The following is a 22082-nucleotide window of genomic DNA, read 5'->3' on the forward strand; positions in this document are numbered from 1 at the left end:
GATGCAGTCATCTGACTATGCGGTGCTGGGCGCCGGCTTGATGGGGGTGGGCATCGCCACCCATTTTATCCGCCACGGCCATGGGGTGCTGCTGTATGACCCGGATCCGCAGCGCCTGGCGGAAGCGCCGGTGGTGGCGAGCGGCATTCTGGCCGAGCTGAGCGACGTCGGGCAGTTTGATAACGATGAGCGCGACGCGGCGCTGGCGCGGCTGCGCGTGACCGGCGATCTGAACGAGGTGGCGCGCGCCCGGCTGCTTATCGAGGCGATCCCGGAACGGCTCGAGCTGAAGCATGCGCTGTATGAGCAGTTGGAAGGGCTGATCGCCGACGACGCGGTGATCGCCAGCAACACCAGCGGCCTGCCGCCGGATGAGCTGGCGGCGCGCATGACCCATCCGCAGCGCCTATTGATCGCCCATTTCTGGCACCCGCCGCACCTGATCCCGCTGGTGGAGATCGTGCCCGGCAGCGCCACCGAACCGGGTCATCTGGCGGCGGTGCAGGCGCTGCTCGGTGAGATGGATCTTGAGGCGGTGCTGCTGGAGCGCGCCGCGCCGGGGTTTGTCGGCAACCGGCTGCAGTTTGCGGTGCTGCGCGAGGCGCTGCACATCGTACACAGCGGTATCGCCAGCGCCGAGGTGGTGGATCAGGTGATGCGCGCCTCGCTGGGGCGGCGCTACGCCATGGTCGGCCCGCTCGAAGCCGCCGACATGACCGGGCTGGCGACAGTGGCGGACATCGCCCGCCACCTGTTCCCGGAACTGGCGACCGGCGACGAGATGATGGCGCTGGTGGAACAGCGGCTGCAGCGCGGCGATAGCGGCCAACGCAGCGGCCGGGGATTTTATCTGTGGGATGAAGCACGCAGGGAACGCATTCAACGGCGCCGGGCGCATCAGCTGCGCTTTGCGCTGAAACCGTAATTTCGCACTCCGTACCTGACAATAACAACGATAGCGAGGTGTCCGATGAGCGTTTTGATTGCCCTGGCAGCACTGGGATTACTGATGCTGGCCGCCTACCGCGGCTACAGCGTGATTTTGTTCGCCCCGATCGCCGCGCTGGGCGCGGTGCTGTTGACCGACCCCGGCGCGGTGGCGCCGACCTTCACCGGGCTGTTTATGGAGAAAATGGTCGGCTTCGTGAAGCTCTATTTCCCGGTGTTCCTGCTGGGGGCGGTATTCGGCAAGCTGATCGAACTGTCCGGTTTTTCCCGTTCGATCGTCGCGGCGGCGATCCGCATTCTCGGCCGGCGTCACGCCATTCCGGTGATCGTGCTGGTGTGCGCGCTGCTGACCTACGGCGGGGTGTCGCTGTTCGTGGTGGCGTTCGCGGTCTATCCGTTCGCCGCCGAGCTGTTCCGCCAGAGCGGCATCCCCAAGCGGCTGATCCCGGCCACCGTGGCACTCGGCGCCTTCTCCTTCACCATGGACGCCTTGCCCGGCACGCCGCAGATCCAAAACATCATCCCGACCAGCTTCTTCGGCACCAATGCCTGGGCCGCGCCCTGGCTGGGGCTGATTGGCTCGCTGTTCATCATCGCGGTCGGTCTGCTGTATCTTGAACGCCAGCGGCGCAAGGCGCAGCTGAAAGGCGAAGGGTATGGCACCGAGCTGCTGAACGAACCGGAAACCCCGGACGATATCAACCTGCCGAATCCGCTGATCGCCATCCTGCCGTTGATTCTGGTCGGGGTATTCAACCTTGCCTTCACCCATTGGATCCCGCAGTGGTACGGCGCCAGCCACGAGCTGACGCTGCCGGGGCTGGCCAAGCCGATCACCACCGACGTGGCGAAGATCACCGCCATCTGGGCGGTGGAAGCGGCGCTGGTGTCGGGTATTCTGCTGGTGGTGGTGTTCGGCTTTGGCAATATTCGCGGCCGGCTGGCGGAGGGCAGCAAGACGGCGGTCGGCGGCGCAATTCTGGCGGCGATGAATACTGCCTCCGAATACGGCTTCGGCGCGGTGATCGCGGCGTTGCCGGGCTTTTTGGTGCTGTCGCAGGCGCTGTCGGCGATCCCCAATCCGCTGCTGAACGAAGCGATCAGCGTCACCTTGCTGGCCGGTATCACCGGCTCGGCCTCCGGTGGCATGAGCATCGCGCTGGCGGCGATGGCCGATAATTTCGTGGCCGCCGCCCACGCCGCGCATATCCCGCTGGAAGTGCTGCACCGGGTGGCCTCGATGGCCAGCGGCGGCATGGACACCTTGCCGCACAACGGCGCGGTGATCACCCTGCTGGCGATCACCGGCCTCAGCCATAGGCAGGCCTATGGCGGCATCTTCGCCATCACCCTTATCAAGAGCGCCGCGGTGCTGTTCGTGATCGGCGTGTTCTACCTGACCGGCATTGTTTAAAGGAGCGATACCATGAGTGTACAAGGCAAAACCGCGCTGGTGACCGGCTCGACCAGCGGCATCGGCCTCGGAATAGCGTCCGTGTTGGCCGCCGCCGGCGCGCGCGTGATCCTCAACGGCTTCGGCGAGGTGGAGCAGGCGCAAGCGCAGGTCGCCCGGCTGGGCAGCGCGCCGGGGTATCACGGTGCCGACCTCGGCGATGCGGCCCAGATAGCGGACATGATGCACTATGCCGAACGCGAGTTCGGCGGCGTGGATATTCTGGTGAACAACGCCGGCATTCAGCACGTGGCGCCGCTGGATCAGTTCCCGGTGGAGAAATGGAATGCCATCCTCGCCATCAATCTGTCGGCGGTGTTCCATACCTGCCGATTGGCGCTGCCGGGCATGCGCGAGCGCCACTGGGGGCGCATCATCAACGTGGCGTCGGTGCACGGGCTGGTGGCGTCGAAAGACAAGTCGGCCTATGTGGCGGCCAAGCACGGCGTGGTGGGGCTGACCAAGACGCTGGCGCTGGAAACGGCCCGCACGCCCGTCACCTGCAACGCCATCTGCCCCGGCTGGGTGCTGACGCCGCTGGTGCAGCAGCAGATCGACAAACGCATCGCCGCCGGTACCGATCCGCAGCAGGCGCGCGATGAGCTGTTGGCGGAGAAGCAACCGTCGCAAGAGTTCGTCACGCCAGAGCAGCTCGGTGAGCTGGCGCTGTTCCTGTGCAGCGATGCGGCGGTGCAGGTGCGCGGCGCCGCCTGGAACATGGACGGCGGCTGGCTGGCGCAGTAGTGAGATTTTCCCCGGAGCGCGCAATGCGCTCCGTCGTTATTTCCCGCCTTTAATTAATTCCCTCGCGTGACGGTTTACCTGCGGCAATAATATTTATTTGTTATTTGCTATCATTATTCCCAGATAATCACGCCGGGTTATTTTGGATGAAACGTGCGGATTGGTTTGTTTCGTGCTGCAGTTATTACATTGTTTTTCTCCATGTTACAGGTGAACACGTTTTTGCTGAAATTAAATCCAACCTGAAATAATGGCAGGTTATGGCGTGAATTTTTATATCTTGCGTGCGCTGTTCACATCGGGTAATTATTTTGGCGTGGCTTAAGACCACCGTATTTATAAAAATAATTCTTTTTAGGGCAGGGGTAATAATGAGAAAAACCACAACGCCAATCGTCATTGGCGGCGTCTTGCTGTCGGCGATTTCCGCCGGCGCGCAGGCCGAGATCACCATTCTGGATAAAAACCCGCAGAGCAATGTGTTGCTGGCGCCGCTCAGTTTAAAGGTGGGCGGCAGCATTCGCCCCGAGTGGATCTTCAATAACGGCCCGGAGCCGGGCTATGACAAAAACGGCCACGACGGCGGCACGCGTTTTCGCTTCAGCGGCGACTATGCGCTGACGCGGGACACCTCGATCATCGGCTATTACGAGTGGGGCGTCGATCTGGCGCACGCGCTCAGCTGGGACGGGCACTATAACGAAGACGGCAAGCGCGACTATCAGCGCCAGCTGTACGCCGGTTTTAAAGACGATCGTTACGGCACCCTGACCTACGGCCATCAATACGGCATCTATTATTCCGTGGTCGGCATCAAAAGCGACGTCTGGGATAACGATGGCCATGCGGGCGGCACCGGCATCGGTATTTCCGGCGACTACGACGGCGGCAATAAACCGAAAAACAGCATCAAGTACACCAATGATTTTGGGCCGGTGACGCTGTACGCCAACTATTTATTGCCGGAAGACGATCTGCACACCGCGGATAACCTGATTTATCGCCGCAAGGGCGGCGGCGGGCTGGGCTTCGATTATAAGGTGACGAAAGACTTCACCTTCAGCGCCGCCTACAGTTATACCGATGCGAAGATCAAAGATAATCTGTACAGCGAAAAAGATTATCACCAGCAGCTGTCCGGCACCGCGTTAACCTGGCAGCCGAACAACTGGTATATCGTCGGCACCGCCAGCTACTACAAAGACTATGTGCCGAGCACTCGCCAGCGCACGCTGTCGCATTTCTTCGCCGGCGACGGCTACGGGCTGGAAGGCTTCGTCGGTTACACCTTCAATATCGACAAGCCGTTTCTCAAATCGATCCAGCCTTACGTGGCGGCGGACTCGCTGCGGCTGAAGGGTGACGAGGCGTATCACGCCAACCACGTTTACCTCGGCGCGGGCACCACCATCGGTTACGGTCTGTCGGTGTATGTGGAGCGCACCTTGGCCAACAGCAGCGACAATGAGCCGGACTCCACCTGGATTACGGTGTTCTACGACTTCTGATTTTCACCTGCTCCAAGCCGGCGCCTGCGCCGGCTTTTTCACATGGTTATCGCGCCGCCCAGGGTTTCTCCAGAGGCGTTGCGCTCCGCCAGGTAGCGCGCCGGCGGTTTGCCCACCGCCTTTCTGAACATGGTGACGAAGCCGCTGGCGCTCTCGTAGCCCAAATCCAGCGCCACCGTCTGTACGCTCTCGCCCTGCGTCAAGCGCTGCAGCGCCAGCATCACGTGCAGCTGGCGCCGCCAGTGGCCGAAGCTCATGCCCATCTGCTGCTGCAAGGTGCGGCTGAGGGAGCGCTCGCTCATGCCGATGCGCTGCGCCCACTGCCCGAGGGTGGATTTGTCCGCCGGGCTGCTCAGCATGCCTTCGGTCAACTGCCGGATGCGCGCGTCGTCGGACACCGGCAGATGCAGGTTCTCGATCGGCGCGGCCGCCAGCTGGTCCAGCAATACCGCCGTCAGGCGCCCCTCGGCGCCCTGTTCGTCGTAGAGCGGCTCGAAGGTGCTGGCCTGCAGCAGCAGCTCGCGCAGCAGCGGCGAGACCGACAGCGTGCAGCAGTTTTGCGGCAGACCGGCGGCGGCATGTTGATCGACGAACAGGCAGTAGGCCTCGGTGGAGCCGGCGCCCTGGGCGTTGTGCAACACGTTGCCCGGCATCCACAGCGCGCACTGCGGCGGCACCAGCCATAGCCCGTTTTCCACTTCGCAGCGGATCATGCCGCGTACCGTGTAGATCAGCTGCGCCTTCTGATGACGGTGCGGCTCGACTTCCCAGTCCTGCTCGAGGGTGGAACCTTGCAAGGCAAACAGCGGGCGCGGCACCTGATCGATATCCAGACAGTGGCGGGGGATCTGTACTTTCATGAGAACAATTCTCAATTTGGCGGAATTGAAAAGTATTATGTCCTGATTGCGCAATGTGGTCTAGCGCCGCTGCCGATAAAGTAAGCGCCAGTGCTAAACCCTTTCGTGAGGAAACTGATTATGTCATTGGATACCGCCGATTTTCCGCTGGTGTGGATGCGCCGCAGCGGGCGCGATACCCAGGCCGATTTGGCCGAATTCAGCGCGCTGCTGGCGCGCGCCGAGCCGTTCGTCCTGATGACCGACCGCAGCGTCGGCGATGAAGAAGAAGAGGGGCACGATCGCGATGCCCGCACTCAGGTGGCGCTGTGGAAACGTGATAACCGCGAGGCGCTGAAGCTATGGGTGAAAGGCATGATCATGCTGGAGCCGGACGACGCCAAACGCACGGCGGCGGAAGAGTTCGCCGAATATGGCGCCAAATTTTGGGGCTATCCGGTGCTGGTGGCCGCCGACGAAGCCGCTGGCCGGGTGCTGGCGCAGACGTTATTGATCAAATAAGGGGAATACCATGCATCAGCAACAGGTGATTGAACAACTGCTGGCCTGGATCGAGCAGAGCCTGGATCAGCCGCTGACGCTGGACGATATCGCCGCCCGCTCCGGCTACTCGAAGTGGCATTTGCAGCGGATGTTCAAACAGCAAACCGGCCATATCCTTGGCACCTATGCGCGCCGCAGAAGGTTGACCGCCGCCGCGCGCGAATTGCGCCTGACCGGCACCAGCGTGGCCTGCATCGCCGATACTTACCAGTTCGATTCGCAGCAGACCTTCACCCGTTGTTTTCGCAAGCAGTTCGGCCTGCCGCCGGCCAGCTATCGCCGCAGTCAGGATTGGTCGAGCTATGGCCTGCAGCCGCCGCTGCGGCTGACCGAAGCGCCGTTGCCGCAGGCGGAAATCGTGACGCTGCCCGCGATGCAGCTGGTGGGGCACACTCAACGCCGCCACTGCACGCTGGGGCAGCTGGCGGCCTCCAAGTGCGAGCTGCGCCGCCACGCCTGGCGGCAACTGCTGCGGCCGCAGGCGCTGCCGGAGGTGATGTATGGCCTCACCAGCCTGGAGATCGACAGGCAGCGGCGCGGCAATCCGCGCATGGCCTACACCGCCGCGTTGCCGGACGAAGGGGCTGTGGGGGAGCGGGTGCTCATCGAACAGGGGGAGTACGCTCGCTTTACCTATCAGGGGCAGGTCGAAGGGTTACAAAACTTTATCGTCCGGCTTTATGACACCGCGATGCCGCAGATGAATGCCATTCGCCGGCCAGGGCAGGATATCGAGCGTTTCTACCCGGCGCAGGAGGGCAGCAGCCCGCTCGGCGGCGCGGCGATCCGCTGTGAGTATCTGATCCCGATCCGGCGGGTGGAGGTGCTGGCCGCCGCCAGTTAGGCGGCGGTTCTCGCAGAAAATCGCCTTCGTGGCGCGTCAGGTTACAAAAAATTGCGATATTACATCGGTAATGGTTCACACTTTGATTGATGTGCACATATAATGCGCATCCGGTCAAATCCCCCCTGGTCTTTCAGGCCGCAGCGCGCTTGGCTGCCGGCTGAAATTCATCGGGGCAAGGTGGCCGTAGAAACCGATACCCATAATCGCCAGTGGCCTTGACCAACACGAAGATGAAAATGAGCATTCGCGCGTTATTAACCCTGTTTACGGCACTGGTTGCATTCAGCCAGGCTGCCTTCGCCGTCGTTTACCCGCTGCCGCCTAAAGACAGCCGCTTGGTGGGCGAGAATATCCAAATCACTGTACCGGAAGACAGCAAACTGCCGCTGGAAAGCTTCGCCGCCCAGTATCAGATGGGGCTGAGCAACATGCTGGAAGCCAACCCGGGCGTGGATCCGTTCCTGCCGAAGGCCGGCAGCACCCTGACCATCCCACAGCAGCTGATCCTGCCGGACGCGCCGCGTGACGGCATCATCATCAACAGCGCCGAGATGCGTCTGTACTACTACCCGAAAGGCTCCAACACCGTGGTGGTGCTGCCGATCGGCATCGGCCAGCTTGGTAAAGACACCCCGCTGAACTGGACCACCACCGTTCAGCGCAAGAAAGATGGCCCGACCTGGACGCCGACCGCCAAAATGCGCGCCGAATATGCGGCAGAAGGCGAAATCCTGCCGGCGGTGTTCCCGGCAGGCCCGGATAACCCGATGGGGCTGTACGCGCTGTATGTCGGCCGTCTGTACGCCATTCACGGCACCAACGCCAACTTCGGCATCGGCCTGCGCGTGAGCCACGGCTGCGTGCGCCTGCGCGCCGACGATATCAAGTACCTGTTCCAGAACGTGCCGGTCGGCACCCGCGTGCAGTTCATCAACGAACCGATGAAAGCCACCGTGGAACCGGACGGCTCGCGCTACGTGGAAGTGCACAACCCGCTGTCGGCCAACGAAGAGCAGCTGCAATCCAAAGATCCGGTGCCGCTGACTATCTCCGCCCCGGTCGGCAAAGTGCTGATGGACGCCGGCGTCAATCAGAGCGAAGTGGACGCGGCGATCAAGGCCCGTTCCGGCATGCCGGTGAAAGTGAACTGATCGCCCTCAGGCTGCTGTGAACGAGATAAAAAAGACGCCCGCGGGCGTCTTTTTTTATGCTTTCAGCCGCACGCTGTTGGCGCGGCGAATTTATTGCTTCCCTATCATCGTCTTTAAAACGAAAAGCGCCGATTCATGTTGGTCTTTATTGACCCGTTCGAGATATCTATTATCAATCGCGTCGGCAATGGGGCGGCTGGATTCGAACAGCGCCTGCCCTGCAGGCGTCAGGTAAATAAATCGGCGGCGCTTATCATGCTCGCCGGCTTCCCGTTTTAACAGACCTTTCCCTTCCATGCGGCTGAGCAATTCGGCCAGCGCGGCTTTACTGCTGATCGCCGCTTCCATTAATTCGACTTGTTCAATGCCCGGAGTTTCTGAAACGGTGGCCAGAATGGAATATTGCTGTTTGCTGAGTTCAGGAAGCGATTTTTGCCATTGAGCACTATGATCCTGAAGCAGCTCACGGATGAGATGGAAAAAAGTATTGGCCAGCGTTCTGTTCATACGTTTATCCCAGCGAGAAAAAAGCGAGTAATAATATCAATATAACAAAACCGGCCGGTAAGAGATACTTGCCTTGATAGGTCGTTCGCTTACGAACGGTTACATCTCGCCCACTTGTTTTATCGCCATCTCGGGACTAGATTTGACATATCGTTCGTATACGAACTTTGTGAGGTGTTGCATGAGACTGGTGATCGCGATGACGGGGGCGACCGGGGCGCCGCTAGGCACGGCGCTGCTTCAGGCGCTGAAGGCCATCGAGGGGATAGAGACGCATTTGATCTTGAGTAAGTGGGCCAAAACGACCATTGAACTCGAAACAAACTTCACCGTGCATGAAGTGATGGCGATGGCTGATGTGACACACAGTTCTGCCGATCAGGCCGCCACGATATCTTCAGGTTCTTTTCATACGGACGGCATGATCATTATTCCCTGCAGCATGAAAACGTTGGCGGGTATTCGAGCTGGTTATGCCGAGGGTCTTATTGGCCGAGCGGCGGATGTGATTATCAAAGAAGGGCGGAAATTGGTGCTGGTTCCCAGAGAAACGCCACTGAGCACCATTCACTTGGAAAATATGCTCGCGCTCTCGAAATTAGGAGTGTCATTGGTGCCGCCAATGCCCGCTTATTATAACCATCCTACTCATATCGATGACGTCACCGATCATATTGTCGCACGGGTTCTGGATCAATTTGGCATTGATTACGGCCGGGCAACGCGCTGGGCCGGATTAAAAAAGAATGGCCAAAAAACCACTGACACCGAGGAGGATTAAATATGGCTTATGACGATCTGCGAAGTTATTTAGCGGCGCTGGATAAGGCCGGACAATTACTCGATATCACCGAGGAAGTTCAGGCGGAACCGGATATTGCCGCGGCGGCCAACGCCACCGGCAGAATCGGTGAAGGCGCCCCCGCCATTGCATTCAGGAACATTAAAGGCTTTGAACATGCGCATGTGGTCATGAATACCCTTGGGTCATGGCAGAATCACGCCATAGCCCTGGAGCTTCCGCCGACCACGCCGGTGAAACAGCAAATCGATGAGTATATTCGCCGCTGGGATCATTTCCCTGTCTCTGCGGAACGCCGCGATAATCCGCCCTGGGCCGAGAATGAGGTCAACGGCGAGGAGATTAATCTGTTTGATATCCTGCCGCTGTTTCGCCTAAACGACGGCGACGGTGGATTCTACCTGGATAAAGCCTGTGTCGTTTCCCGTGATCCTGAAGATCCGACCCACTTCGGCAAGCAAAACGTCGGCATCTATCGTATGGAGGTGAAGGGCAAGCGCAAGCTGGGTCTGCAACCGGTACCGATGCACGACATCGCGCTGCATCTGCATAAAGCGGAAGAGCGCGGTGAAGATTTGCCTATTGCCATTACGTTGGGTAATGACCCGATCATTACGCTGATGGGGGCGACGCCGCTGAAATACGATCAGTCGGAGTATGAGATGGCCGGCGCCCTGCGCGAAAGCCCGTATCCGATAGCAACGGCTCCTTTGACCGGCTTTGATGTGCCGTGGGGTTCCGAAGTGATCATCGAAGGGGTGATTGAGGGCCGCAAGCGCGAGATTGAAGGCCCGTTCGGCGAGTTTACGGGCCATTATTCCGGCGGCCGCAACATGACGGTGGTGCGTATCGATAAGGTTTCTTATCGAACACGCCCAATTTTTGAATCCCTTTATCTGGGCATGCCCTGGACAGAAATCGACTATCTGATGGGGCCGGCTACCTGCGTGCCGCTGTATCAGCAGTTGAAAGCCGAGTTTCCGGAAGTGCAGGCGGTCAATGCGATGTATACCCACGGGTTGCTCGTCATCATCTCCACCAAAAAGCGTTACGGCGGTTTCGCGCGCGCGGTGGGAATGCGGGCCATGACCACGCCGCATGGGCTGGGCTATGTGAAAATGGTGATCATGGTCGATGAGGATGTCGATCCCTTCAACCTGCCGCAGGTTATGTGGGCGCTGTCCGCCAAGGTCAACCCGGCCGGCGATCTGGTGCAGTTGCCGAACATGTCGGTGCTCGAGCTGGATCCCGGCTCCAGCCCGGCGGGGATCACGGACAAATTAATCATCGATGCGACAACGCCGGTGGCTCCGGATACGCGTGGCCACTACAGCCAGCCGGTCAAGGATTTACCCGAAACCGCCCTGTGGGTGGATAAATTAATCGCCATGTTGGCTAACCGTCCTTAAGGAGCTCCTATGATTTGTCCTCGTTGTGCCGATAAACAGATAGATGCCATGGCGCATTCTCCGGTCAAGGGCGTGTGGACGGTATACCAGTGTCAACACTGCCTTTATACCTGGCGGAGTACCGAACCCGCTCGCAGAACGGAACGGGAGCATTATCCGCCCGAGTTTCGTATGATTCAGCAGGATATCGATAATGCGCCGGAAGTGCCGACCATTCCTCCTCTTTTGACAAAATGAAACCGCAGGCGGGGAAAGGCCCGCCTGTACATGGATATGGCAATGATGAAAAATGAAGACGTCGTTTTGCTTGATGCCGCCTGGCAGCCTTGCGGGACGATGCCCAAAAACCAGGTCCACACGCGCCATACGCCGCTGCATTTGGCCTTTTCCTGCTATCTGTTCACCCCAGAGGGCAACGTGCTGGTCACAAGACGCGCCTTGAGCAAAACCGCCTGGCCGGGAGTCTGGACCAATTCCTTTTGCGGCCACCCTTTGCCGCAAGAAGCGCTGGCGCAGGCGGTGATGCGCCGTGCCCAGGTTGAGTTGGGCACGGAAGCCGAGCAGATAACGTTGCTGAGCGACGCCTTCAGTTATCAGGCGACCGACGCGTCCGGCGTGATGGAGAATGAGGTCTGCCCGGTATTTGCCGCGCATAGTAAAGGCGCTCTCTATGCTAATCCGGATGAAGTGGTGGATTATGCGTGGGTCGAGCTCAACCATTTAATGGCGGCGGTAAAATTAACGCCTTTCGGTTTCAGCCCGTGGATGGTTTCGCAATTGAATACCGACGCGATAATTTCAGGCTTGAAAGAATATCGGGATGCGATCGTGACAAAGCGTTAAGCGGGCGACGTAGGGCAAGGACGGCAATAAAATAAATAGCCACCGCAAGGGTGACTATTTATTAATGCTTACAGGCTGCCGCCGACCGAGGTCGAGGTGGAGCCGATAGTTTCGCGGAAATGTTTGGCGTAGTCGGCCACTTCCTGCTGCGTATGCGTCAGACCATAAAGACCCAGCCCCACGCCGCCTGCAACGCCGCCGATGATAGTGCCGACCAATTGGCCGACGGCGCCGGCAATGAAGCCGCCTGCACCTGCGGATTTGCCTGCAATCAGCGCGCCGGTCATCGCGCCATCCAGCAACCCATCCCAGGCCGCGTTCAGATCGCCACCGCTGACGTACTGCTCTTCATATTGACTAAGTACTTTCATATACATTCCTTATAAATAAAAGGGTGACTTAGTGGGTTTAATTAACACCGAGAATAACGCTGTGGCGCTACTCCACTTTAAAAATATAACAGCTGATAATCTGTTGGCAATAATATATCCAATGAGGAATATTGTTTGGTTATATATGCGAGCATTTATTTCCTGTCGATATTTTTATGACAGATGTTGAGAATATTCTTGGTTAAAAAAGGCGATATCACTGGAAACGCCGCTGGAAAACTCATCATGCCCTTATTGTGGATGGGCTGAGGCGATTTCTCTAAGGGGGCTTTTTCCCGCCTTTGCCGCGCAGCCCGCTGTGGCTGTCACTATTCTCACATTTCAGGCTCTGTTACCGGTCAGGGAGTACGTCCGCATTGTGATTATTCCATTAAAAACTATAACTAATTAATAAGTTATATCTCTTCCGCTATCTCCTGCCATTGAAAAAATTCTCGCAAAAAATCCACACTGTGAAAATAAGATCACACAAGCGTAACAAAAGGTAAACAAAGCCCTCCTATATTGGCTGCTTCGCTTTTGGGAGGGAGTGTCATGCGTAACTGGAACGAACCGAAAAAGAATAAAGCGCACATCGAACTGATCCCGATGATCGACGTGATGATGTTCTTGTTGGTGTTTTTCGTCTTGATCAGCCTGAACGTCATTCCGGCGCTCGGGTTGAAAACGCAGCTGCCGTCCGCCGGCAGTGCGCAGCAGCTGAAACCGCAGAAGAAGGCGATCATTACGCTGGGGGCTGATGAGCAGCTGCAGCTGGATGGCCAGCCGATCGCGCTCGACGCGTTGGTCAACACGCTGAAGCAACAGCAGCAGGCCAACCAGACCACCACCATCATCGTCAACAGCGATAAAGGCGTGGCGGTCGAGCGGCTGGTGGCGGTCATGGACAACCTGCGCCAGGGCGGTTTCTTCTCCGTCTCCATCGCGACACGGAAGCTGTGACATGTATCTGCTCTATCGCTCACGTCATCTTTTCAGCTGGTTGCCGGCGCTGATTGTCGCCGGTTGCCTGCTGTTCGCCAGCCAGCAGGCGGCGCTGAAGATCCAGCCGCGCTACGACGAAACCGCCATCGAACTGGCGCTGGTGGAGCCTGAACCGGCGCCTGAACCTCAACCGGAAACGCCGCCGGAGCCCCAGCCCGAACCGCCGCCGCCCGAGCCGGAGCCGATTCCCGAGCCGGTGGTGCCGGCGCCGGAACCGATCGTGGAAGCCAAGCCGGTGCCGAAACCGCAGCCGAAACCCAAACCGAAACCGGTAAAAGAGAAAGCCAAACCGGTGGAAAAGCCTAAACCGACGCCGGCGCCAGCCGCGCCGCGCGCGCTGGTCAGCAAACCGGCGGCGCAGCCCGCGCCGGCTGCCCCCGCGGCGCCGAAGGTGAACGCGCAGGCGATTGAAAACGGCTATCTGCTGGCCTTGCGCCGCGAGCTGGAACAGCGCAAGCGCTACCCGACCGGCCGTCAGGCCTCGCTCGAGCGCCCGCAGGGCAACGTCGAGGTGTGGCTGGAGGTCGATCGCAGCGGGCGGGTGCTCTCTTCCGGCATCGCCAACAAGGCCGCCAGCATGCTGCTGAACCGCGCGGCGATGAGCAGCCTGCAAAGCATCAGTTCAGTGAAGCCATTCCCGAGCGACGCGTTCGCCGGGCAAACAACCAAAAGATTTACCGCGACGTTCAATTATCAGGCGCCTTAGCGCAAGAGTTAATCGTTTGATTTTTAAGGGATGCACACCATGAAATCTTTCAATCGTTCTGGGATCTATCTGGCGGTGATGTCGGCGATGCTGCCGGGCGCCGCGCTGGCGGCCGACGCCACCGATGTCGGCACCATCAGCGTCAAGGGGCAGTCGCTCGGCGGCGGCATGATGGTGCAGGACGACAGCGCCAAGGCGCGCTCCACCGTCACCAAAGAAGCGATGGACAAAATGCCGTCGGCGGCCAACGCCATCGATAAGCTGAAATTCACGCCGGGTCTGAACGTCAACAGCAACGACGCCAGCGGCCTGAGCGGCGTGGACTACACCATGCGTGGCATGAACTCGGATCAGATCGGTCTGTCGATGGACGGCATTCCAATCAACGACTCCGGCAACTACGCGGTGTACCCGAACCTGCTGGGCGACGCGGAAAACCTGGAGGAGGTGTTCGTTACCCAGGGCTCCTCCGAAGCGGACGGCCCGCACATCGGTTCCAGCGGCGGCAATATCGGCCTGGTGACGCGCCGCCCGGCGAAGGATTTCGGCGGTTTTCTCAAGCAGACGCTGGGCAGCAACAGCCTGAGCAAAACCTTCGCCCGCCTGGATACCGGCGAGTACAACGGCTTCAGCAACTGGCTTTCCTATTCGCATACCGAGGCGAAGAAATGGCGCGGCGAGGGCCGGCTGTACTCCGACAAGTTCGAGATGAATTCGCTGTACGAAGACGGCAACGGCAACAGCAGCAATCTGGTGATGAAGTACAACCGCCAGAACAACACCAACTACAACACCCTGAGCAAGGCGCAGTTCCAAAACGACGGCCGTGACACCGACTACGCCACCACGCCGGAATACAACAGCAAAGGGCAGTTGAACAAGTACTACAAGATTGAACGCAACCCGTTCGAGAACTTTACGCTGTCGTTCACCCAGAAGCTGCAGCTGCGCGACAACCTGTCGCTGACCCTGCAGCCGTATTACTACTGGGGCAACGGCGGCAGCTTCACCGGCCAGACGGCGTCGGTGCTGTCCAACACCTCCAGCAAGGCCGGGCAGTACGATCTCAGCAATCTGAAGTCCAACACCTATTACCGCCCGTCGTGGACCCAGACCTGGCGACCGGGCATCACCACCAAACTGAAGTGGGACATTAACGATCAGCACAGCCTGGATATCGGCTACTGGTATGAACGCGCGCGTCAGCTGCAGACCCAGCCGTTCATCAGCATCAAGGGCGACGGCAACCCGTCGCAGATTTGGGGGCAGCCGGGCGGTTCCGATCAGGTGAAGGACGCCAACGGCAATACCGTGCAGGGGCGCAACCAGTACACCATCACCCCGGCGCAAAAGGTGTGGCTGCAGGACACCTGGTTCGCCACGCCGGACTGGACCTTCGTCGGCGGCCTGGCCTATCAGTACGTGGAGCGTAAAGGGGACAACCGCGGTAGCCTGTACAACGTGCCGGAGAAGCGCAAAGCCACCTATCATGAATTCCTGCCGAACTTCAGCGCCAGCTATAAGGTGAACCAGGAAAACCAGGTGTTCTATAACCTGACGCGCAACATGCGCACGCCACCGAACTACGTGCTGTACAACGTCGGCGATTCGCTCAGCACCAAGCCGGAGCTGAGCTGGAACCACGAGCTGGGCTGGCGTTTCCAACAGGAAGACATGCTGCTGAGCGCCACGCTGTTCTACATGCGCTACAGCGATCGCCAGATCTCCACCACCAACTCGTCGGGCGACTACGAGATGATGAACATCGGCAACGTGGAGAACAAAGGGCTGGAGCTGGAGTGGAGCGGCCAGCTGCCGCATAACTTCAACTACTACACCTCTTATACCTATACCCAATCGAAGCAGAAGAGCGACATCGTCAGCAACGGCGGGCTGCCGCTGCCGACCTCCGGCAAAGAGGTGCCGAACGTGCCGAAAAACCTGCTCAACATGACGCTGGGTTATGACGACGGGCTGTATTACGGCAGCGTCAGCGGCAAGTACGTCAGCGCGTTCTACGGCGACTTGACCAACGACGAGAAGATCGGCGGCCGCACGGTGTTCGATCTGGCGGCGGGGGTGCATCTGCCGGTGGACAAAAAAATCGTCAAAAGCGCCGCGCTGCGCTTTGGCATCAGCAACCTGTTTGACAAGGAATACCTGACCTCGGTGCGCACCACTACCTTCAACGCGGCGCCTTACGGCGGCGTGAAGGCCAGCACCCCGTATTACAACGTCGGCGAAGAACGCACCTTCAGCGTCTCGCTGGAAGCCACCTTTTAACTGAACGCCCTGCCGCCTGCCGGGCGGCGGGGCAGAGGAGCCCTGTATGGACGCCAATCTGTTGCACGACATTATTTTCTACGTGATGTACGCCGCGCTGGCGATCGCGCTGGTGATCATCATCGAACGCACGCTGTACTTCGCCTATACCCAGCGCCAGGCGCGCCGGCTGGAGCAGGCGCTGACGCCGGACGTGCGCCGCGCGGCCGATCTGCCGGACGAGCTGACCCAGCGCAACAGCCTGCCGATGGCGGTGATCGCGCCGGTGCTGGCGCAGAAACACCGCGCCGGCGATCGCGAGGCGATCGGCGATCTGATCGACGCCCAGTATCTGCTGAGCAAGCCGCCGATGGCGCGCGGCCTGTGGCTGCTGGAAACCGTGGTCACCGCCGCGCCGTTGCTGGGGCTGCTGGGCACGGTGATGGGGATCATCGAAACCTTCAAGGCGCTGGCCGCCTCGGGCGTCTCCGAGCCGAGCCTGGTGTCGGCCGGGATGGGCACCGCGCTGTACGCCACTGGTCTCGGTATCGCCATCGCGCTGCTGTGCCTGGTGGCCAACAACTTCCTGCAGAGCCGCATGGAGCGCATCAACGAGCTGCTGAAGGTGCTGCTGATCCGCGCCGGTCAACCGGCCAGCCGCCCGGAGAGCGGCAGCGGTGAACAATGGGTTGACAGCGGGGCGCCGCGCTATGCCTAATGGCCATCCAACACGGCGGCCGTTCGGCCGCCTTTATACGGCATTGTGGGGCGGTTGTTTGTTGATGTTGAGCCAGAGCGCTGCGGCGCGTTTTGCGATTCCCGGTTATGAGCTGGTGTATACCGCACCGGTAGAAACTGCGCTGCAGGCCGACGACCTGCGCAACACCGCCGAGGTGTGGCGCGAGATGTTCGACGCGGCGAAAACCCGCATCGATCTGGGGCAGTTTTACGTGGCGAATCAGGACGGCTCCTTGCTGGACGGCGTGCTGCAGCGCCTGAAGGCGGCCGGTGAGCGCGGGGTGAAAATCCGTTTCCTGATGGAGGAGAAAGGCATCCGCAACTCCACCGCCGAGACGCTGGAACAGCTGAAGGCGATCCCCAATCTGGAGCTGCGCATCATTCCTTACCAGAAGCTGAGTGGCGGCATCCTGCACGCCAAGTATCTGCTGGTGGACGGCGAACAGGCGTTTGTCGGCAGCCAGAACTTCGACTGGCGCGCGCTGGAGCATATTCACGAAACCGGGCTGCGTATCAGCGACGCCAAGGTGGTGGGGCAAATTCAGGCGATCTTCGAACAGGACTGGCAGGCGCAGGCGCTGCTGGCGCAGGATAAACCGGTGCCGGCGCTGCCCGATGCGCCGCCGACCGCGCCCCCGCAGGGCGACTATCTGGTGGCCAGCCCGCGCGCCTACAACCCGGCAGGGGTGATCGACTCGCAGGCTGAGCTGCCGCGCCTGCTGGCCGGCGCCAAGCGGCGGGTGCGGGTGCAGGTGATGGATTACGCGCCGCTGTCTTTCGGTCCGGAGCGCAGTCGTCCCTTTTATGCGGTGATCGACAACGCGTTGCGCGGCGCGGCGGCGCGCGGGGTGCAGATCGAGCTGATGGTGGCCAACTGGAACACCAAAAAGCCGGACATCGCCTGGCTCAAGAGCCTGGCGCTGGTGCCGAACGTGCAGATCAAAGTGGTGACCATTCCCCCGGCCAGCAGCGGTTTCATTCCGTTTGCCCGGGTGATCCACAGCAAGCTGATGACCATCGACGATGAGATTGCCTGGGTGGGCACCAGCAACTGGACCGGCGGCTATCTGGACAACTCGCGCAATCTGGAGCTGGTGTTGCACAATGCGACGATGAGCGGGCGGTTGGACCAGCTGTATCAACAGCTGTGGAACAGCGTCTACGCCGAGCCGTTGAAGCTGGATTACGATTACCCGACGCCCAAGCCGGGCGGCGAATCCTGATAAGCAGGGCGCGGTTAATCCCCGCGCCCCGTTTTTTTATCGCCGCCAGCCGGCCTTCTCCAGCGCCGTCACCAGCTGTTCGGCGCTCAGCCCTTCCGCCCGATGGCCGTTGCCGCTGACGCTATTGGCCGCCAGCAGCGCATTGACGATCGCTTCCTCTACCGCTTCCGCCGCCGCGGCGAACAGCGCCGAAATATAGTCGTTGTTCACCATGCGCAGCGGCGTGGTGAAAGCGCCTTTATTGGCGTAGTCGGCGGGCGGCAGGCCGTCGTTGCCGGTGGCGAAGGCGATAAATATATCGCCGCTCGAATCTTCTGTGCCGCCGCCGGTGCGGGCGATGCCGATGCTGGCGCGCTGCGCCAGGCGCGCGCACTGGTGCGGCAACAGCGGCGCGTCGGTCGCCAGCGCAACGACGATGGAGCCCATGCCGGGATGCGGCAGCTGCGGCGTGAACGGCGAGGGGATATGCCCCAGATGGCGGCCCACCGGGTAACCGCCCACCAGCAGCGACTCGCGCTTGCCGTGGTTGGCCTGCACGATGGCGCCCACCGTCCAGCCGCCCTGATCGGCGGGCAGGCGGCGCGACGCGGTGCCGCTGCCGCCTTTGAATTCATGGCAGATCATGCCGCTGCCGCCGCCGACCGCGCCTTCCTGCGGCAAGCCGCCCCGGGCCGCCTGCTGCGCCTGGCGCACGTGCTCGGCCTTGACGTGAAAGCCGTTGATGTCGTTGAGCAGGCCATCGAAGGTTTCCATCACCACCGGCATATTCCAGTACACCGCGTTGTCGCCCGCGGGCAGCGTTTCGCGTTCCAGCGCGATCAGCGCATCGCGCACTACGCCCACGCTGTGGGTGTTGGTGAAGGCGATCGGGCTGGTCAGCAGGCCCGCTTCGCGCACCCATTCCAGGCCGGTGGCGTCGCCGTTGCCGTTCAACACGTGCACGCCGGCGAAGCAGGGCGCGTGGCGGGCGGAGCCGGGGCGCGGTTCGATCACCGTCACGCCGGTGCGCACGCTGCGCCCGTCCGCCAAATCGGCATGAATGCTAGCATGGCCGACGCGCACGCCGGGCACGTCGGTGATGGCGTTCAGCGGGCCGGGCGTGCCCTGGCCGATGGTGATGCCCAGATCCTGAGCGCGCTGCGTCATGGTTATTCTCCTTCTATTGAGGGGGCGGCGAGGGGCGCCGTCTGGCGGCCGCGCAGATGGTTCAGCGCCAGCCCGAAGCCGACGATGCCGGCAATGATAATAAAGTCTTTCAGGCTGCTGGCGATCAAAATCGTCCACAGCACGTACAGGCAGCACAGCAGCGCCGCCAGCACCGGCAGCGGCCACAGCGGCATCAGGTAAGGATGGTGGAAGTGGCGGCGGCGGCGGCTGATCAGCGCCGCGATCGCCATGATGATGTACACCAGCAGCAGCAGGATCACGGTGAAGGAGGTCAGCGATTCGAGATCGGAGCAAAACGCCAGCAGCGCCGACGGCACGCCGAACAGCAGGGTGGCGATCCAGGGGGTACCGAAGCGCGGATGGATGATTTTCAGCGCCCGGTTGAACGCCGGCAGCCAGAAGCCGTCGCGCCCGCTGGCGAACATCATGCGGCTGAATTGCGCCACGATGGCGATGATGGCGTTGAACACCGACAAGTAAATCGCGCCACTCACTACCCGCGCCAGCGTCGGGCCGCCGAGCTGGGTGACCACATAGCCGACCGGGTCGGCCTGTTTGGCCATCTCCGTCAGCGACGGCGAGCCGATCAGCAGGGCGGTGAACGGCACCAGTTCCACCAGCACCACGATGACCAGCGTCAGCATGATCGCCATCGCCATCGGTCTGCCCTGTTCGCGCATGTCCTCCGCCATGTACACCGCCGCGCCGTAGCCGTTGTAGGAGAACAGCGCGACCCCGACCATCGCGACGATCAGCGGCAGCGACACCGGCGCCAGGCTGCCCTGCGCGTCCAGCATCACCGGCGCGGTGAGGATCTCCGTGCTCTGATGCGGGTGGCTGAAGCCGAGCCAGGCGATCAGCGCCAGCACCGCTACTTCCACCACCAGGAAAGCGCCGGTCAGCAGGGCGTTGGCCTTGATGTTGAAAATGGCGCAGATGCCGCCGACCAGCACGGTGAGCATGCCGGCGGTCGAGGCGTCGAATTGGGTGCCCAGCGCGGTGTTCAGGTAGGGCACCGCGCCGGTGGCCAGCACCGCCGGCACGAACAGCGAGGCGCTGAGGATAAACAGGTAGGTCTGCAGCCCGCACAGGGTGCCGAACAGGCGTTTGATGATGCTGTATTCGCCGCCGGCGCTGGGGTGTGCGGCGCCAAGCTCGGCATAGCACAGCGCGATGGTGGCGGCGACGCAGGCGGCGATCAGGAACGACAGAAAGGCGCCGCTGCCGGCGCTGGCGATCGCCAGCGGGGCGATGACGAAGATCGAACTGGCCGGCGTCACGCCGGACGCGGTGATCATCACCACGTCGAGGACGCTGAGATTGCCTTTGAAGGTGTGTTCAGGGGCGGACTCTTGCATGGTTAACGACTCCATTAACGTGTGAGTGAGTTATTGTTTTGCTGCACAGGCTGTACGCAGGAATCAAATGGAGCGCGCGAAATGCCGGGGAGCTTTGCTCCCCGGAAGTTTATTATTCTTATGTGTTACCCCTGCCCCGACGGGAAGCTGAAGCTGGCGCGCCGGGCGTCGCCGGAAGCCGGCCAGCGCTGGGTCACGGTCTTGCGTTTGGTGTAGAACCTGACCGCGTCCGGGCCGTAGGCGTGCAGATCGCCGAACAGCGAGCGCTTCCAGCCGCCGAACGAGTGGTAGGCCACCGGCACCGGCAGCGCCACGTTGATCCCCACCATGCCGACCTGAATGCGGCTGGAGAAGTAGCGCGCCGCTTCGCCGTCGCGGGTGAACAGGCAGGTGCCGTTGCCGTATTCGTGGGCGTCGATCAAGGCCATCGCCTCCTGCAGCGAAGCCGCGCGCACCACGCCGAGCACCGGGCCGAAAATCTCCTCCTGATAGATGCGCATGCCGGGCGTCACGCGGTCGAACAGCGTCGGGCCGAGGAAGTACCCCTGGCTGGGGCGGCCGTCGGCGTCCGTCACGCTCAGCTCGCGGCCATCCACCAGCAGCTCGGCGCCTTCGGCCACGCCCTGATCGATATAGCCTTTCACCTTCTGATAATGCTGCCGGGTCACCAGCGGCCCCATGTCGTTGCGATTATCGCTGCCGGGGCCGACGCGCATGGCGGCCATCTGTTGCCGCAGCCCGGCGACCAGCGCCTCGGCGGTGCCTTCACCCACCGCCACTACCAGCGGAATGGCCATGCAGCGCTGGCCGCACGAGCCGAAGGCTGCGCCCATCAGCGCGCCGACCGCGCCGGGGATATCGGCGTCCGGCAGCACCACCGCGTGGTTCTTGGCACCGCCCAGCGCCTGTACCCGTTTGTTCTGCGCGCAGCCGGTGTGATAAATGTGTTCCGCCACCGGCGTCGAACCGACGAAGCTGATCGCTTTGACGCGCCCGTCATGCAGCAGCGTCTCCACCGCTTCGCGATCGCCGTTGACCACGTTGAGCACCCCCGGCGGCAGCCCGGCCTCCGCTGCCAGCCGCGCGATATACAGCGCGGCGGAGGGCACGCGCTCGGACGGCTTCAGCACGAAGGTGTTGCCGCATGCCACCGCCATCGGCCACATCCACAGCGGCACCATCGCCGGGAAGTTGAACGGCGTGATGCCCGCCACCACCCCCAACGGTTGAAACTCGCTCCAGCTGTCGATGCCCGGCCCCGCCTCTTTGCTGTGTTCACCCTTCAGCAGCTCCGGCACATAGCTGGCGTATTCGATATTCTCGATGCCGCGCTGCAGTTCGCCCAGGGCGTCGCTGAGCACCTTGCCGTGCTCGGCGGTGATCAACTGGCAGACGGCGTCGGCGTGCTGCTCCAGCAGATCCTTGAGCTTCATCATGATGCGCGCGCGTTTCAGCGGCGGGGTGTCGCGCCAGGCGGGATAGGCCTGTTCGGCGGCGGCGATGGCGCGCTCCACCGTGGCGCGGTCGGCCAGCTGCACCTCCTGCGCCGATTGGCCGGTGGCCGGGTCGTAAACCGGCTGGCTGCGTTCGCCGCCGGCGGCGGGCTCGCCGTTGATCCAATGGGTAATGGTCATGGT

General features: G+C 61.2%; 21 protein-coding genes and 1 pseudogene. 16 read left to right on the forward strand and 6 right to left on the reverse strand.

What is annotated here, in order from left to right:
• The first annotated feature begins 1 nt into the window (after nt 1).
• The 4 genes from ACRAWE_RS19215 to ACRAWE_RS19230 all read left to right on the forward strand — a co-directional run bounded on the left by ACRAWE_RS19215 (nt 2) and on the right by ACRAWE_RS19230 (nt 4653).
• Entirely contained in the window at nt 2-925 is a 924-nt protein-coding gene (locus ACRAWE_RS19215) for a 3-hydroxyacyl-CoA dehydrogenase family protein (protein WP_019453266.1), read from the forward strand.
• A 45-nt stretch (nt 926-970) separates the two neighbouring features.
• On the forward strand, nt 971-2362 hold the full coding sequence (locus ACRAWE_RS19220; protein ID WP_025159601.1) for a GntP family permease: 1392 nt from the start codon (nt 971-973) through the stop codon (nt 2360-2362).
• A gap of 12 nt (nt 2363-2374) precedes the next feature.
• Nucleotides 2375-3145 (forward strand): 3-hydroxybutyrate dehydrogenase, encoded by a 771-nt coding sequence (locus ACRAWE_RS19225; protein ID WP_432525766.1) that lies wholly within the window; start codon nt 2375-2377, stop codon nt 3143-3145.
• A gap of 371 nt (nt 3146-3516) precedes the next feature.
• Nucleotides 3517-4653, forward strand: coding sequence for a porin (locus ACRAWE_RS19230; RefSeq protein WP_154747154.1), 1137 nt, complete (start codon nt 3517-3519; stop codon nt 4651-4653).
• A gap of 38 nt (nt 4654-4691) precedes the next feature.
• Here ACRAWE_RS19230 and ACRAWE_RS19235 read toward each other — a convergent pair whose 3' ends face one another.
• Nucleotides 4692-5513 carry an AraC family transcriptional regulator gene (locus ACRAWE_RS19235; RefSeq protein ID WP_019453262.1) on the reverse strand — a complete coding sequence of 274 codons (822 nt, stop codon included), beginning with the start codon at nt 5511-5513 and terminating at the stop codon, nt 4692-4694.
• Between the two features lie 120 nt (nt 5514-5633).
• On the opposite strand from ACRAWE_RS19235, the gene ACRAWE_RS19240 reads away from it, so the two are divergent.
• From ACRAWE_RS19240 to ACRAWE_RS19250, 3 genes and pseudogenes are all read left to right on the forward strand, one after another.
• A complete protein-coding gene (locus ACRAWE_RS19240) occupies nt 5634-6014 on the forward strand; it encodes a hypothetical protein (protein WP_019453261.1) in 381 nt (126 codons plus the stop codon).
• Nucleotides 6015-6024: 10 nt separating this feature from the next.
• Complete coding sequence (locus ACRAWE_RS19245) at nt 6025-6900, forward strand: helix-turn-helix domain-containing protein (RefSeq protein ID WP_019453260.1); 876 nt, start codon at nt 6025-6027, stop codon at nt 6898-6900.
• 233 nt (nt 6901-7133) lie between these two features.
• Nucleotides 7134-8051 (forward strand): annotated as a pseudogene (locus ACRAWE_RS19250) (L,D-transpeptidase family protein); the annotation flags it as partial.
• A gap of 93 nt (nt 8052-8144) precedes the next feature.
• Here the strand turns inward: ACRAWE_RS19250 and ACRAWE_RS19255 are convergent.
• A complete protein-coding gene (locus ACRAWE_RS19255; RefSeq protein ID WP_019453258.1) occupies nt 8145-8561 on the reverse strand; it encodes a MarR family winged helix-turn-helix transcriptional regulator in 417 nt (138 codons plus the stop codon).
• Nucleotides 8562-8742: 181 nt separating this feature from the next.
• On the opposite strand from ACRAWE_RS19255, the gene ACRAWE_RS19260 reads away from it, so the two are divergent.
• Genes ACRAWE_RS19260 through idi form a run of 4 tightly spaced genes read left to right on the forward strand, consistent with a single transcriptional unit; the run spans nt 8743 to nt 11615 of the window.
• Nucleotides 8743-9342, forward strand: coding sequence for a non-oxidative hydroxyarylic acid decarboxylases subunit B (locus ACRAWE_RS19260; RefSeq protein WP_025159604.1), 600 nt, complete (start codon nt 8743-8745; stop codon nt 9340-9342).
• Between the two features lie 2 nt (nt 9343-9344).
• Nucleotides 9345-10772 (forward strand): non-oxidative hydroxyarylic acid decarboxylases subunit C, encoded by a 1428-nt coding sequence (locus ACRAWE_RS19265; protein ID WP_432525767.1) that lies wholly within the window; start codon nt 9345-9347, stop codon nt 10770-10772.
• Between the two features lie 9 nt (nt 10773-10781).
• On the forward strand, nt 10782-11009 hold the full coding sequence (locus ACRAWE_RS19270; RefSeq protein ID WP_071532813.1) for a non-oxidative hydroxyarylic acid decarboxylases subunit D: 228 nt from the start codon (nt 10782-10784) through the stop codon (nt 11007-11009).
• Nucleotides 11010-11051: 42 nt separating this feature from the next.
• Entirely contained in the window at nt 11052-11615 is a 564-nt protein-coding gene (idi, locus tag ACRAWE_RS19275; RefSeq protein WP_043128832.1) for an isopentenyl-diphosphate Delta-isomerase, read from the forward strand.
• A 68-nt stretch (nt 11616-11683) separates the two neighbouring features.
• On the opposite strand, the gene ACRAWE_RS19280 is transcribed toward idi, so the two are convergent.
• Nucleotides 11684-11986 (reverse strand): DUF5862 family protein, encoded by a 303-nt coding sequence (locus ACRAWE_RS19280; protein WP_004933246.1) that lies wholly within the window; start codon nt 11984-11986, stop codon nt 11684-11686.
• A 555-nt stretch (nt 11987-12541) separates the two neighbouring features.
• On the opposite strand from ACRAWE_RS19280, the gene ACRAWE_RS19285 reads away from it, so the two are divergent.
• The 5 genes from ACRAWE_RS19285 to ACRAWE_RS19305 are packed head-to-tail and all read left to right on the forward strand — an operon-like array spanning nt 12542 to nt 17920.
• Nucleotides 12542-12949 (forward strand): ExbD/TolR family protein, encoded by a 408-nt coding sequence (locus ACRAWE_RS19285; protein ID WP_004933244.1) that lies wholly within the window; start codon nt 12542-12544, stop codon nt 12947-12949.
• Nucleotide 12950: 1 nt separating this feature from the next.
• Entirely contained in the window at nt 12951-13697 is a 747-nt protein-coding gene (locus ACRAWE_RS19290) for an energy transducer TonB (RefSeq protein ID WP_019454929.1), read from the forward strand.
• A gap of 39 nt (nt 13698-13736) precedes the next feature.
• Entirely contained in the window at nt 13737-15980 is a 2244-nt protein-coding gene (locus ACRAWE_RS19295) for a TonB-dependent receptor family protein (RefSeq protein ID WP_019454930.1), read from the forward strand.
• 46 nt (nt 15981-16026) lie between these two features.
• The gene (locus ACRAWE_RS19300; RefSeq protein ID WP_019454931.1) at nt 16027-16677 is read left to right on the forward strand and encodes a MotA/TolQ/ExbB proton channel family protein; all 651 of its coding nucleotides are present in this window, start codon (nt 16027-16029) and stop codon (nt 16675-16677) included.
• Nucleotides 16670-17920 (forward strand): phospholipase D-like domain-containing protein, encoded by a 1251-nt coding sequence (locus tag ACRAWE_RS19305; RefSeq protein WP_063918090.1) that lies wholly within the window; start codon nt 16670-16672, stop codon nt 17918-17920. Before ACRAWE_RS19300 ends, ACRAWE_RS19305 begins: the two co-directional genes overlap by 8 nt.
• A 36-nt stretch (nt 17921-17956) precedes the next feature.
• On the opposite strand, the gene ACRAWE_RS19310 is transcribed toward ACRAWE_RS19305, so the two are convergent.
• The 3 genes from ACRAWE_RS19310 to ACRAWE_RS19320 form a co-directional block, all read right to left on the reverse strand.
• Nucleotides 17957-19066 carry a P1 family peptidase gene (locus ACRAWE_RS19310; protein ID WP_019454933.1) on the reverse strand — a complete coding sequence of 370 codons (1110 nt, stop codon included), beginning with the start codon at nt 19064-19066 and terminating at the stop codon, nt 17957-17959.
• A gap of 2 nt (nt 19067-19068) precedes the next feature.
• Nucleotides 19069-20445 carry an APC family permease gene (locus ACRAWE_RS19315; protein WP_193843248.1) on the reverse strand — a complete coding sequence of 459 codons (1377 nt, stop codon included), beginning with the start codon at nt 20443-20445 and terminating at the stop codon, nt 19069-19071.
• A gap of 125 nt (nt 20446-20570) precedes the next feature.
• Nucleotides 20571-22079 (reverse strand): CoA-acylating methylmalonate-semialdehyde dehydrogenase, encoded by a 1509-nt coding sequence (locus ACRAWE_RS19320; RefSeq protein WP_019454935.1) that lies wholly within the window; start codon nt 22077-22079, stop codon nt 20571-20573.
• Between the last annotated feature and the right edge of the window lie 3 nt (nt 22080-22082).

It is taken from the genome of Serratia sp. BFP-2025, assembly GCF_050880365.1.
GTDB lineage: Bacteria > Pseudomonadota > Gammaproteobacteria > Enterobacterales > Enterobacteriaceae > Serratia > Serratia surfactantfaciens.